Below are 15,147 nucleotides of genomic sequence, written 5' to 3' on the forward strand. Positions count from 1 at the left end.
ATGAGCTGGTTTAAAAATCTTACCGATACCTATCCTATCCTGAAAATACTCGGGAACCGATATGTTATCGTTTTGGTTTTTTTTTCGGTATGGATGCTTTTTTTAGACAACACGTCGTACATGGAGCATCGGGTACTCAACAAACAACTCGACGAATTAGAGGACAATAAAAAATACTATCAGGATGAAATTAAAAAAGATGAAGAAAACATTAAACTCCTCAAAAATCCTGATCAAATCGAAAAATACGCCCGCGAAAAATACTATATGAAACGCGACAGTGAAGATGTCTACATCATTGAATTTGAAGACGATTCCTTGCGAGAAGAACAATCCAAATCAAAATCTTTATAAATTGTAATCATGTCCGATCACTTATTTCAGGAGTTCGAACCGGTTTCTTCCAAACAATGGAAACAGCAAATCCAGTTCGAGCTCAAAGGAGCCGACTATAATGAAACCCTTGTTTGGGAAAGTCCGGAAGGCATTAAAGTCAAACCCTTTTATCATACTGACGAGTCCACAGTAAAATATACCGTTTCTACAGCGGCAACCCAATTCAACATTGTACAAAACATATTTGTACACGATGTGGCAAAATCCAACAAAAGAGCGGCAGAAGTGCTCCATCGCGGAGCGGAAAGTATCCGATTTACGCTTGAAAACGAATCGGTTTCCGTAGCCGATTTGATGCAGAACCTTCCGTTGACCAACACCACCTATTTTTTTTATTTGCCGTTTCTCTCTATCGATTGCGTGACCAAGATTAACGATTTTGCCACCAAAAACGGAGCGAATATGGTAATTCAAGTTGACCCTGTCGGTCAGTTGGTTAAAGACGGTAATTGGTTCGAAAACCTGGATAATGATTTTCAAAAACTCAACCAAATCGCTACAAAAATAACGTTGCCGTTTTTAAACATCAGCAGTAGTACATATCAAAATGCCGGAGCCAATATGGTGCAACAGTTGGCGTATACTTTGGCACATGTGAACGAGTATTTCAATCGGATAAAATCACTCCAACAACCCATAACCATCGAAATTGCGGTAGGAACACATTACTTTTTTGAGATAGCCAAATTGCGAGCTTTACGCCTTTTGTTCCAAACCTTAGCCAAAGAATACAATCACAATTTCGACTGCCATATCATCGCCACACCTACCAAACGCAACAAAACGCTGTACGATTACAACGTTAACATGCTGCGTACTACAACTGAATGTATGAGTGCTATTTTGGGCGGTGCCAACAGTATTGCGAACCTGCCTTATGATGCCTTATACCATAAAGACAACGAATTTGGCGATCGTATTGCCCGCAACCAGTTACTTGTACTTAAAAACGAAAGTTATTTTGACAAGGTAAACAATCCGGCTGACGGTGCTTATTATATCGAAGCTATTACCGAACAATTGGCCGAAAAAGCGTTGTTGTTATTTAAAGATATTGAGGCCAACGGTGGCTTAATCACTCAACTCATCGAAGGTACCATTCAACGAAAAATAAGTGAAAGTGCCGCCAAAGAACAAGAGCTGTTTGATAGCGGAAAAGAAATATTATTGGGCACCAATAAGTATCCGAATAAAAACGATAAAATGAAACACGACTTGGAGCTATTTCCGTTTGTCAAACAAAATCCACGCAAAACCTTAATTGTTCCGATTATCGAAAAGCGCTTGGCAGAAAAAATGGAGCAGGAACGTTTATCGCAAGAAGCCTAGTCATGAGAAAAAACATCCAACATATAGCATTAGAAAAAAAGGATAATTGGAAAGGGATAAGCAATATTGCCGACAACCAACAACCGACAACCAACAACTTCCTCACCGCCGAAGGCATCGAAGTAAAACCAACCTATTCCGAATCCGATATTGAAAATTTAGAACATCTCGATTTCGGTGCCGGCTTTGCGCCTAACCTACGCGGACCTTACGCTACCATGTACGTTCGTCGTCCATGGACGATTCGCCAATACGCCGGATTTTCTACTGCCGAAGAAAGTAATGCTTTCTATCGTAGAAACTTAGCGGCGGGACAAAAAGGACTTTCCGTAGCGTTCGACTTAGCCACACATAGAGGGTATGATTCCGACCACGAACGCGTGGTAGGCGATGTTGGCAAGGCTGGTGTAGCCATTGATTCGGTGGAAGATATGAAAATTCTCTTCGACCAAATTCCGCTCCACGAAATGTCGGTTTCCATGACTATGAACGGTGCGGTTTTACCGATTATGGCCTTTTATATCGTGGCAGCTGAAGAACAAGGTGTGCGTCCCGAACAATTATCAGGTACCATTCAGAATGATATTTTGAAAGAGTTTATGGTGCGTAACACCTATATCTATCCGCCTACGCCATCGATGAAAATCATCGCTGATATTTTTGAATATACGAGCAAAAAAATGCCGAAATTCAATTCCATTTCCATTTCAGGCTATCATATGCAGGAAGCCGGAGCCACTGCCGATATTGAATTGGCGTACACTTTGGCGGATGGTTTGGAATACATCCGAACCGGTTTGGCAGCCGGAATGAAAATAGATGAGTTCGCCCCTCGCCTTTCGTTCTTTTGGGCGATTGGCATGAATCACTTTATGGAAATTGCCAAAATGCGCGCCGGAAGAATGTTGTGGGCGAAATTACTAAAGCAATTCAACCCTAAAGACGAAAAATCACTGGCATTGAGAACGCATTGTCAAACTTCGGGTTGGAGTTTAACCGAGCAAGATCCGTTTAACAACGTAGCACGCACCACTATCGAAGCGGCGGCAGCGGCTTTTGGCGGAACACAATCTTTACATACCAATGCTTTAGATGAAGCTATTGCATTGCCAACCGATTTTTCGGCTCGTATTGCCCGAAATACCCAAATCTTTTTACAAGAAGAAACTAAAATTTGCAAAACTGTCGATCCTTGGGCCGGCAGTTATTATGTGGAAAGCTTAACGGCCGAAATCGCCGAAAAAGCTTGGGCTTTGATTCAAGAAGTGGAAGCCTTAGGCGGTATGACCAAAGCCATTGAAGCGGGTATTCCGAAACTTAGAATTGAAGAAGCGGCGGCTCGTAAACAAGCACGAATCGACAGTGGGCAGGATATTATTGTTGGGGTGAACCAATACCGTTTGGACAAAGAAGATCCGTTGCACATTCTGGATGTCGATAACCAACTCGTGCGTCAACAACAAATTGAGCGTTTGAACCACATCAAAACAACGCGTGATAGTGCGAAAGTACAAGCTAGTTTGGCGAAATTAACCGAGGTTGCGAAGCAGGCGTCTGCGATGAATACAGGAGATTCCCGCCCAAGCGGGAATGACAATAGTGTAGATGACAATAATTTGTTATCTTTAGCCGTAGAAGCAGCCCGCAACCGAGCCACCTTAGGTGAAATCAGTGACGCCTTGGAAACCGTTTTCGGACGCTATAAAGCACAAATCAGAAGTTTTAGCGGCGTGTACAGTAAAGAAATCAAAAACGATAAGAGCTTTGAAAAAGCCAAACAACTAGCCGACGCTTTCGCGAAAAAAGAAGGGCGCCGTCCGCGTATTATGATTGCCAAAATGGGGCAAGACGGTCACGATCGCGGTGCCAAAGTGGTAGCCACCGGTTATGCTGATGTTGGCTTTGACGTTGATATCGGTCCTTTATTCCAAACCCCGCAGGAAGCTGCCAAGCAAGCTGTAGAAAACGATGTGCATATTTTAGGGGTTTCTTCGCTGGCTGCCGGTCACAAAACATTGGTGCCGCAAGTGATTGAAGAACTCAAAAAATACGGCCGCGAAGATATTATGGTCATCGTAGGCGGTGTTATACCGGCACAAGACTACCAATTCTTATTCGATGCGGGCGCGGTGGCCGTTTTCGGCCCGGGCACAAAGATTAGTGATGCCGCCATTCAGATTCTGGAAGTACTACTACAAGAATAATACCTCTCCAATATTGTCATAAATCCTGTCTTACGTGAATGCAAGACAGGATTTACTTTTTAAAAAAAGATTCCTAATACACTAAGACTGCTTTTTTTAGCAACGTTTCACTCTTCAAAAGTGTTAATTTTTTTCTTATTCGCTTAAATTTCATACTTTTAAGGTTTACAATCCGCAATTAAAGGTATTGCGTATCACACCAATAAGTTTCGGTACAACATGAAAAAAGGGTTTTACAAACTTGTGTTTTTATGGCTAATGTTTTGCCCGTTGGCTGGTTTCTGCTTTACCTTTTCTGTAGCCGTAACCCATGAAACCTGCGCCGGAAACGGTTCGTTTACCTTTTCCGTATCCAATCCCAATCCCGGTGGCACCATCGTTTTCGTAGTGTATAAACTTCCCAATTTAAGCACTCCTTTTTCCTCAGGAACATCCAATGTAGTGAACGGACTCACCGCCGGAAATTATCATATTGTAGTCAGAGAAACGGTTGGTGGTGTAACCACTACTCAAGAAGCGGATGCCACCGTAAACAGTACGGTAACCGCTTTGGCTTATTCGGTGCAAACCGTTAATCAAGCGTGTTCTACGGCCAGTACAGCTACAGTTGTGGTGACTTCAGGCAACGCTGCTACCTACGAACTGATATCGGGACCTACGACTTATCCGCCTCAAACTTCTAACACCTTCCACGGGTTAACTGACGGCGTGTATTTAATAAGAGTGGTAGACCAATGTGGTAATGCTGTGGTTCAGACTTTCATTGTTGACAATCAACCGGTTTTTATCAACATATCTCCTCCTGAATTTACTGATGTGGTACCGCTTTCTTGCTCTTCAGTGATAGCCTCGAATACCTTAACACCATCTGCAGGTACGGTGCTTGCTTATCCGCTACAAATTCAATACCTTTTACATTTACCGGACGGAACCACCAATACTATCAACTACACTCTAAACTCCGGCAATCCCTCCGAAGCCATAATTTCACAAACCATTCCTTTCTATATCAATCAAGATTATCCATATGATATTATCGTCACGGATGCTTGTGGCACCACCTATCCCGTCAGAAGTTTTGTGGTTGAAAATGATATTTCTTTTACATCAAGTGTACAAAATATTGAATGTTTGTACTTATTTACCCTAAACACTGAACATTTTTCCGGTTCCTATAGTTTGCATTTTGACAGTTATCCTGCGGGATTTGACCCTACTGTTTTTAACGCTTATTTTCCGGGACCGTTTAGCCAAACCACCGTAACCTTTTCTAACGATACGATATCCGTTCCGTTTGGCAGTTACACTGTGACCGTAATCGACGAATGCGGCAAAACACAAACCATTGATTTTGAGGTTACCTATCTGCCTCCCGTTGTAAACGCCGTTGGCAATAGCAACGGTTGTCAATCGAATAGCGGACAGATTATAATTTTTGTAACCGGTCAAAAAATATTGACGGCCATAATCACCGCAGCACCTGCTAATTACCCGTTTCCATTACCTCATGATGTAACGGCCAGTATCAATGCCGGAGGCATATTGGTGGTGAATCAAATTCCATTTGGGGATTATACGGTAATCATTACAGATGAATGTAATGACCCACTCGATCCGGTTCAGGTAACAGTGCCGCCTTATCAGGATCAAGGTATCGTTACCTCTATTTTACAAGGTTGCAGCGAAGGATTCGGCTCTATTGAAATAAGAAGTCGAAACGGCTCGCTTACTTCTGCAATCATAACAAATGCTCCATCCTCTTATCCTTCTCCGCTCCCGCATAATGTAAGTAACCATATTGTTACTTCAGGAAAATTGTACCTGAATAATCTTCCTTCGGGCAATTATACATTCAGAACAACAGACAGTTGCGGCTTTATCGTGGACACCACAGTTTTTATCGAAGGATACACCATCGTCAGTAGTAATTTTTCACTCATACAAGGCTGCGGTGCGTTTGATGTTCAATTGGCTTTTATTAGTAATTTGGGTGTCGGTCAAAGTTTTTGGTTGCAAAAACTGCTGGACCCGGATACCGGAACCTGGGGGCATCCCGACACGGAAATCCCCTATACAAGCGGTACTGTCCCCGATAACACCACCGGTATAGAACTACAAAACAACACGACTAATTCAAATTTAATTTTTAATGGCACTTTTCGCATTGTACACCATTTTACCTCATACCAAAACGGTAGAGATATCAATAGTAATTTAGTACCGAACGAAGTAAAAGATTGCATTGAAATTTTGTCGCCCTATTTAACATTTGATCGTGTATTAGCGATTAATGATGTGTACAGAGTACCGTGTTCCGGCAGTGGGAATTTAGATGTCATCCTCTTTACCAGTGGTGAACCTCCCTTGCACTTTACTATCATTGAAAAAGACGGAAGCCCCTTTTTCCTAGACAACGGTTCCTCTAATTTATTTCAGAATCTGGTTCCGGCTATATATAAATTTCAAATAGAAGACAACTGTGGCAATACGATTATCCGCACTTTTGATGTCTCGGATTTGGAATCATTGGTTACAATTTATCCGGTTTGTGATATGTTCAGCTGTTCCAATACTGTCACCGGTAATGAAACATTTAATCTAACTACCCAATCAGCCGGTATTTTGGGAATACAGTCCCCAGCCGAATATACGCTTAGCTACCACTACAGTCTCGCTGATGCCCAAAATAACAACAATCCAATTACCAATCTTACCCATTTTAATCCAACTAATAACCCGCAAACGGTATATATCAGGCTGCTTTTCAATCAATACCCTAACTGTTATCAAACCGGATCTTTTAATGTCATCAGCGGCCAAATTCCTTCTCTTCATCTGGATCAGGAATATTTAATTTGTGAGAGCCAATCGGCCGTCCTTGATGCCGGTATCGGTAATTTACCGATGACTACGTACAGTTGGTCAAACGGTTCTACCGATTCGGCAATAACCATAAGTGAACCCGGACTAACCACGTTATCGGTAACGGCTACCAACGACTACGGCAGCTGTAATGCTACACCTCAAACTTGTTCGGTCACTCAAAACCTAACCGTTAATGTAGCCACCATACCTGAAATAGATCGTATTGAATTGAACGATTGGACTGCCAACCAAAATAGTATTACTGTAATTACTACTCAAAACGGCAACTTTGAATATTCTATCAATGGCATTAACTACCAAACGGAAAATACCTTTACCCAATTACCGCCGGGACTTTACACAGTTTATGTGCGCGATTTGAGCGGTTGCATAACATTGCAACAAGTAGTGTGGTTGTTAAACTATCCGCATTATTTTACACCGAATGATGATGGTGTAAATGATACGTGGTACATTAAGAACTCCGATAACGAGCCTCATTTTCAGGTATACATTTATGACCGTTACGGCAAACTTATCACGGGTTTCCCTTCGGGAACACCAGGTTGGGATGGCACTTTAAACGGCAGAAAATTATTTTCAGACGATTATTGGTTTGTGGTTCAGCGGGAAGACGGACGAATTCACAAAGGGCATTTTTCCTTAAAACGATAAGACGATTCGTTTTATTGACAGAATAGTCTCAAAGATCCCATTCGATATTGCCACTGCCTTTGGCCAAAATCACTACAATGGTGATATTTTTTTTTAGCGATGGAATAGTATCAAAAGGTTACACAATGAGACGCTTTTTAAAAAGTACACTCCTTCAAAACATAAATGTAATTTTCTTATAATCAATATTTTATATGTATATTTGATTTCCCTTAATCTTGTGGAGTAACCTAAATTATCAACTTAAATCCATAATTTATGAAAAACAAGATGTTAGCTGGAATCGCTTTGGGCGTTATTGCGATTCTATTCATTGCCTGTCAATCTAAAAAAGAAGAAGCTCCTGCTGCTGTATCGACAGTAGACAAAGAACAAATCAAAGCAGAAATTCAAACCATGGAAACTGCTTTTGCGGATGCGCTGAATGCCGGAAAAACAGAAGGCATCAAGTACTATGCTGACGACGCTACCAGTTTTGAACAAAACAAACCACCTTTGGTTGGTAAAGCAGCTATCGATGCCAAACTCGCCGCCGATATTAAAGATAGTGCCGGTACCAAAGTCACCTTTACCGCTAATGAAGTTTTCCCTTCCAACGATGGCAATCAGGTAGTGGAAATTGGCAGCTACAGTGTAACCGACTCTACCGATACGGTAAAGTACAGCGGTAATTATATGGCGCTTTTTGAAAAAAGAGACGGCAAGTACGTTTGTATCCGCGATATGGGAGCTTCAGATAAACCCATAGAAAAGAAGAAATAAAAAATTACAAAAAGCACTCTCACACGAGTGCTTTTTTCTTGAGAAAGGTATTTTATATCTTTACCAAAAACAAAAGCATGTCAAAACTTCCACACATCGGCACGAGTATTTTCACGGTTATGTCGCAATTGGCCAACGAACACCAAGCGATTAACTTATCGCAGGGATTTCCGAATTTCCCTATTGATGAACGTTTGATTGAAATTGTAGCCAAACTTTCTAAAGAAAATGTACACCAATACACACCGATGAGCGGATTGCCTTCGCTTTTGGAAAAAATAGCCTTGCTCACCCAACAATCTTACGGAAGAATGGTAAATCCTGCTTCTGAAATCCTGATTACCGCCGGTGCTACCGAGGGCATTTTTGCCACAATCCAAGCCTTAGTGCAATCGGGTGAAGAAGTTGTTATTCTCGATCCGAGTTACGATTGTTATGAGGCGCCTATTTTATTGAGCAATGCCAAACCGATTCGGGTATCGCTTCACAGCGATTTTACACCAAACTGGGACGCGATTCGAGCAGCGACCAATAAAAAAACAAGACTCATCATTATTAACAATCCGCACAATCCGACCGGAAAAATGTGGTCGGAGCATGATTTTTTACAATTGGAAAACTTGGTCGAAACCCATCCGAACCTATTAGTGCTTTCAGATGAAGTATACGAGTACATCCGATTTGAACAACCACATATTTCGGTACATCATCGCAGGAAACTTTGGGACAGAAGCATCAGCATATCGTCTTTCGGGAAATCATTCCACATTACCGGATGGAAAATCGGATATGTCATTGCACCTGAGAGCATCATGAAAGAAATCAAAAAAGTACATCAGTTTTTGGTTTTCAGTGTCAGCAGCATGGCTCAACATGCGCTTAATGCCTACATCGATCAGGTTGACGTGACGGAAATCGGGAGATTTTACCAACAAAAAAGAGATAGGTTCCGACAGTTGATGCAGGCGACCAAATTAGAACTCTTACCTTGCGAAGGGACGTATTTCCAAGTCGCGTCCTATGCCGGTATTTCGGATGAGAACGATGTCGATTTTACCCGTCGATTAGTGACCGAATTCGGTGTAGCCACCATTCCGATTTCTACATTTTACGCCAACGGAACCGATTATCACTGCATTCGCTTTTGTTTTGCCAAAGACGATGATACCCTGCAAAATGCTACGGAACGATTGATGAAACTGTAAGCAAATTAAGGATGTTTACTTGATGTCAACCTCATTTTTACGGAGTAACATCAAAAAAAGCTACTTTTGAAATATGAATTTTCGGAACTGCTTTTATTTTCTTGTATTACTCTTATCCGGTTTTGGCTTGGCACAACCATCGTCGAACACGTTGCTTCAAAAAGGCTGGGCCGAATTAATTAAAGACAACGAGGACGAAGCTTTTAAATATTTTTGGGCCGCTAACGAAAAAGCCGATAAAGATAAAAACCTCAAAGACAAAGCTGATGCTTTGTTTTATTTGGGTGTTTGCTCCTACGGTTCGAGTTTGGAAAAAGGATTGCAATTTGCCACACAATCGCTTGATACCTACAAAAAACTAGAGAAAACTCATGCGGAATCCGCCAAAATCGGCCGGTACAAATGCTTGCAACTCATCAGTACTATCTACGGCCGACAAAAAAAGTACGACGACGCCAAACGATTGAGCTTGGAAGTCATCGAGGAACTCAAAGGGCAAAACGACAGCACCGGAACCTTAGGCTTGGCTTATAACAGTTTGGGAAATTTGTATGAAATTGAAAAAGAGTATGCCGATTCCGAACGCTTCTACCAATTAGCTTTAGCCGAATTTGAAAAGCGCAACAACATCGCGTATTTACCGTCATCGTATTTAAAGTTCGGTGAAATGGCCCAAAAGAAAGGCCAAAAAGAAAGCAGTTTAAACTACTTTCAAAAAGCATTGGCATTAGCCGAAAAATCACAAAACAAACAAGCACAGGTTTTCGCTTTAATCGCCATAGGTAAATGGCACATGGACTTTAATCCCAACGCCGCAACCGCCGAAAGCTATATTGACAAAGCCCGAATTATTGCTATTCCGCTGAGCGATAAAACATTTGAAATCAAAACCATAGAAACGTTAATTGAACTGAAAAAAAAGCAAAATGATTTTTTGAAAGTCAGTCAATTACAAGAAGAAGTCATTCAAATAAAAGACAGTTTCTATTCGTTTGAACGAGAACAAATCGTAAAAAGCTTGGAAGTACAGTTTGAAGTCTCGGAAAAAAACAGAAAATTGGAATTGATTTCCAAAGAACAGCAAGTTTCCAAACTCACCAATTATTTGTTGATTACGCTGCTGGGGTTGTTGATTCTGATATTTTCGATTTTGTATTTCTTTCTGAAAAGAATCAACAAGCGCGACAAGCAATTGCTCAAAACCAAAGAAGAATTGGTGTTGCTAATGGAAGAACAAAAGCGTCTCAAAGAGCAGCAATTTCAAAACGACATTGAGCACAAGGAAAGCCAACTGAGCGCGATTACCATTCAGATGATTGAAAAGAATGAAATTCTGGACGAAATCAAGAATATCATTGGCAAAAAAGTACCGAATGCCGAAGCCGAACTCAAAAAATTGGTGAGTAAATACACTATTCAGGAGAACAATTGGCGCGACTTTGAATATTATTTTGAAAGTGTTAATAAAAATTTCTACACCCGATTGAAACAAAAATATCCCGACATCAGTGCCAACGATTTAAAAATTTGTGCTTTAATCAAACTCAATCTTTCCATCAAGGAAATGGCATCTATTTTAAATATTTCACCCGATAGTGTTAAAACGGCGCGTCATCGTCTGAGAAAAAAATTGCAATTAACTACCGAAGAAAACCTGACCGATTTTATTTTAAGTGTTTAAAACACTGTTTTACAGAAAATTAAAAACACTGTCTACCTTTTGTAAACCTCAAAAATTACGATTCAAAACCTCAGCTTTATAATTTTGACTTCAACAAAAAAAATAAAGCTATGAAACACCTTTTTTTTCGCAGTACCGCTTTTCTGTTATGGCTTGCTGCTCTCATTAACACCGACAAGAATTACGGACAAACGCCTACGTTACAATGGGCACAATCCTTAGAATCCAATCATGAACACGGTATTTGGTCTCGTGCCACAGTAACCGACAGCAACGGGAACTTTTATGTCACCGGTTTGTATCACGGCACCGTCGATTTCGACGCCGGTGCCTCGGGTACTTTTCCTATGGTATTTCAAGGCGGAACGGTGGGTAGTAACGGCGGGGAAGCCGATGTTTATGTGGCCAAATACAATCCGCAGGGAGCGCTCATTTGGGTACACAATTTAATCGAGCCCACTTTCGCCAATTTAAACGAAGAACGCGGTGCGGCTATGATTATCGACGGAAACCAGTTGTATTTGACCGGTTTTACCAGTACACGAGGTTTTTTTGTGTCGAAGTGGAATACCGACGGAAGCGAAATATGGACCCGTTATTTTGATGATGTTGAAGAAAACTTTGTGAGTACATTTGCCTTGAAAAAACTGAATAACTCCATTATAATCTCGGGCATTTTTGCCGGAACGATGGATTTTAATCCGGCTGCCGGAGAAACAAACAATCTGACAGCTTTTAACAGCGATGGTTTTTTATTGTCGTTGACGGATTCGGGAAATTTCGAATGGGTAAAACAATTTCGATGCAACGGCGGTGTGCTTATATCAGGCATGGAAACCGATTCCGCCAATAATATTTTCTTGAGTGGTATCTTTTTGGGAACTGTAGATATAGACCCAAATCCCGGCGTTAACACTTTTATCACATCACAGTCGGTATCAAGCGGCGCTATCAGTTCGGCTTTTATTGCCAAATTCAACAACAGCGGCGATCTCATTTGGAACCGACATATCAGAGGAACCGCAACAACCGATATGTTTATGCCTTTTATCAAAAAAGACAACCAAGAAGATATTATTTTAGCTTGTGCATTCAAAGGCAATACTACATTCTTGCCCACCACGACTTCATTAGACACCAACGGATTTTACAGCTCTTTTTTGGCCAAATACAATACCAACGGTACTTTAATGTGGACCAAACACTTCGGGGTACCAATAACCAATCAATCGGCATTTTTCCCAAATTCATTTGTTTCCAATGTCATCGTAGACAATTGCAACAATATTTATGTATCGGGCGAATTTCAGGGAGATTGCGACTTTAATCCGGCACCCGAAGAAAGAGTGTTGAGCACCATGACTAATCAAATTGATGCCTTTATTGCTTCCTATACTACCAATGGTGAACATCTTTGGTCGATGGATATCGGGAAACTGGGAACGGTGGTGTTTGTGGATTTTAACGGTTATCTCCCGATTGCCTTAGATCATAACAATGATATCATCATTACCGGTACGTTTAGAGGTCAACTCGACTTTGATCCTTCGCCGACAACCGAATTTTTGTTGAACTCTAACAATATAGGATTGCCAAACAATGCCGGAATTTTTATGGCCAAATACGATAATCCTATCACTTGTCAATTAAATAACCCTGATTTCGAAGATGTCGATTTTGAATTGTATCCGAATCCGTCGAAAGGTTGGGTTACTATTGGTGTGAAAGAATTGGGCACGGAAGCTACCATAACGGTATTTGATCTCTCAGGAAAAAAAGTATTCTCGGAAAACATCAAACAGGCAGAATCCGTTTTGAACTTACAAAACTTAGCCGGAGGTATTTACATGGTTCAACTGACCTCCGACAACAAAACAATGTGTAAAAAATTGATTTTAAATTAATTATAAAAGCAACGCTTATTCTTTTTTTTCTGATGTTTACCTATTGTCTACCTGCAAAATGCCGTATTTAATTTTCTATTGGCTACTTTTGACTTTTAAAATTGCTATGAAAAAGAAAAACATCATTAATCAAAATCAATCATTATGAAAAACATTTACCTTACCCTAAGTGTGTTTTTACTAACGGCAGCTTCCCTAGAAGCACAAGTAGTAAACGGAAATTTTGAAAACATCAAACCTAATTTTCTACCCAGTAATTGGGGTATGAATTTTACACAAGAGGTTTCCCTGGATACCGAAACCGGCGAAAGCGTTGCCGATGAAATTTTGTATACTTGGTGCATTCCCTCATTGGTTTACGCTTCTTTTGAACCGCAAAGCGGACAATATGCCATGGAGATTTCGAATGCTTACAATGTCACCAAAAATGAAGTTATTACCGGAAGTGCTACTATTTTCAGTGATGAAACACAAGATGCTCCGGGCTGGAATGCCGGGATACCCGTAGCACCGGGCGCCAATGTTTCGATGCTGGGTTTTTATTACAAATTCATGCCGGCCGGAGATGATATTGCCGAAGCCACCATAAAAGTACTCAACAATCAAGGTGTCGAAATCGGAGTGGCAACCATTGATATTGCAGGAACTAATGACTTCTATGAATACATCTACATGCCAATCAATTATAGCGGTAGTGTAAGTCCGGCTTTTATGACCATCACTTTTAACATGGCGAAAGAAGGCACTACTCCAACTTTCGGAAGTCGTTTAATAGTTGATAATGTAGTGACCAATTTTGCCGCATTGGGATTAGATGAAACGCCAAACGAAAACGAATTTAAAATGTATCCGACTGTGACCGAAAGCGAATTGAACATTATTCCCGGCAATCTTGGAGAGCAAAGTGTTGCCTACAAAATCATCAATACGCAAGGTAAAGTGGTAAAAATGAATACCATTAACGAAGCTTCGAGTTACATTTACACCATGGACGTCAGCGACTTAAGTGCCGGTGTTTATTTTCTACACGCCGAATCGAATTCGGGTAGCATCCTAAAAAAGTTTATCAAAAAATAGAACCCAGTTAAGTAGGACTTAGCGATGAACCGGATTGAAGCCAGATCTTCAATCCGGTTTATTTTTTTCTACACCTGAAGTTTATATCTTTACTAAAAATAAAACAGTATGGATTTTTCAGCAAAAATGCTTCGCGATAACGCTTTAGCAGATAAGGTAATTGTTATTACAGGCGGTGGCAGCGGTTTGGGCAAGGCCATGACTAAATATTTCATGGAATTGGGTGCCAAAGTGGCTATCACGTCGAGAGATATTGAAAAATTAAAAACTACGGCTTCCGAATTGGAGCAACAAACCGGCGGGAAATGTTTACCAATCCAATGTGATGTGCGGCATTATGACCAAGTTGAAGCCATGTTAGCCGAGACACTAAAGGCCTACGGTAAAGTAGACGTTTTACTCAACAATGCCGCCGGAAACTTCATATCGCCAACCGAAAGATTGTCGGCCAATGCCTTTGACACCATCATCGATATTGTTTTAAAAGGGTCCAAAAACTGTACTTTGGCCTTTGGTAAGCATTGGATTCAGCAAAAACAAACCAATTGCAATGTGCTCAATATCGTAACCACTTACGCCTGGACCGGTTCCGGTTATGTTGTACCGAGTGCTACAGCCAAAGCAGGCGTATTAGCCATGACACGAAGTTTGGCTGTGGAATGGGCCAAATACGGTATTCGCATGAATGCCATCGCGCCGGGTCCGTTTCCTACCAAAGGCGCCTGGGACCGACTCCTTCCGGGCGATTTAGCCGAAAAATTTGATATGGCCAAAAAAGTGCCGTTGCGTCGGGTGGGCGACCATCAGGAGTTGGCAAATTTGGCGGCTTATTTGGTTTCCGATTTTTCGAGCTACATCAACGGTGAAGTGATTACCATTGATGGCGGTGAATGGTTGCAAGGGGCCGGACAATTCAATATTCTTGAAAAAATTCCGCAGGAAATGTGGGATATGCTCGAAGCCATGATTAAAAATAAAGGGAATAAATCGTAGCCATCCGTTGAAGTCACTGTTGCGTCATTTTGGACTGAAAACTGCGACGGTAACTG

General features: G+C 41.2%; 10 protein-coding genes. All 10 read left to right on the plus strand.

The features are described 5' to 3' along the window. Complete coding sequence (locus tag QHT84_RS07085) at nucleotides 1–354, plus strand: FtsB family cell division protein (protein ID WP_283238859.1); 354 nt, start codon at nucleotides 1–3, stop codon at nucleotides 352–354. A gap of 9 nt (nucleotides 355–363) precedes the next feature. Continuing rightward, entirely contained in the window at nucleotides 364–1,725 is a 1,362-nt protein-coding gene (locus QHT84_RS07090; protein ID WP_283238860.1) for a methylmalonyl-CoA mutase subunit beta, read from the plus strand. Nucleotides 1,726–1,727: 2 nt separating this feature from the next. Beyond that, a complete protein-coding gene (scpA, locus tag QHT84_RS07095) occupies nucleotides 1,728–3,929 on the plus strand; it encodes a methylmalonyl-CoA mutase (protein WP_283238861.1) in 2,202 nt (733 codons plus the stop codon). A 219-nt stretch (nucleotides 3,930–4,148) separates the two neighbouring features. Next, nucleotides 4,149–7,469 (plus strand): T9SS type B sorting domain-containing protein, encoded by a 3,321-nt coding sequence (locus QHT84_RS07100; protein ID WP_283238862.1) that lies wholly within the window; start codon nucleotides 4,149–4,151, stop codon nucleotides 7,467–7,469. Nucleotides 7,470–7,727: 258 nt separating this feature from the next. After that, nucleotides 7,728–8,231: a YybH family protein gene (locus QHT84_RS07105; protein ID WP_283238863.1), complete on the plus strand. Its 504-nt coding sequence runs from the start codon at nucleotides 7,728–7,730 to the stop codon at nucleotides 8,229–8,231. 77 nt (nucleotides 8,232–8,308) lie between these two features. Next, nucleotides 8,309–9,436 carry a methionine aminotransferase gene (locus tag QHT84_RS07110; protein ID WP_283238864.1) on the plus strand — a complete coding sequence of 376 codons (1,128 nt, stop codon included), beginning with the start codon at nucleotides 8,309–8,311 and terminating at the stop codon, nucleotides 9,434–9,436. 73 nt (nucleotides 9,437–9,509) lie between these two features. After that, complete coding sequence (locus QHT84_RS07115) at nucleotides 9,510–11,117, plus strand: hypothetical protein (RefSeq protein WP_283238865.1); 1,608 nt, start codon at nucleotides 9,510–9,512, stop codon at nucleotides 11,115–11,117. Nucleotides 11,118–11,227: 110 nt separating this feature from the next. Next, nucleotides 11,228–13,021, plus strand: coding sequence for a T9SS type A sorting domain-containing protein (locus QHT84_RS07120; RefSeq protein WP_283238866.1), 1,794 nt, complete (start codon nucleotides 11,228–11,230; stop codon nucleotides 13,019–13,021). A 144-nt stretch (nucleotides 13,022–13,165) separates the two neighbouring features. Next, on the plus strand, nucleotides 13,166–14,098 hold the full coding sequence (locus QHT84_RS07125; protein WP_283238867.1) for a T9SS type A sorting domain-containing protein: 933 nt from the start codon (nucleotides 13,166–13,168) through the stop codon (nucleotides 14,096–14,098). A gap of 108 nt (nucleotides 14,099–14,206) precedes the next feature. Continuing rightward, complete coding sequence (locus tag QHT84_RS07130) at nucleotides 14,207–15,091, plus strand: SDR family oxidoreductase (RefSeq protein ID WP_283238868.1); 885 nt, start codon at nucleotides 14,207–14,209, stop codon at nucleotides 15,089–15,091. Nucleotides 15,092–15,147 lie beyond the last annotated feature (56 nt).

Source organism: Flavobacterium sedimenticola, from assembly GCF_030053345.1.
Classification (GTDB): Bacteria; Bacteroidota; Bacteroidia; order Flavobacteriales; family Flavobacteriaceae; genus Flavobacterium; species Flavobacterium sedimenticola.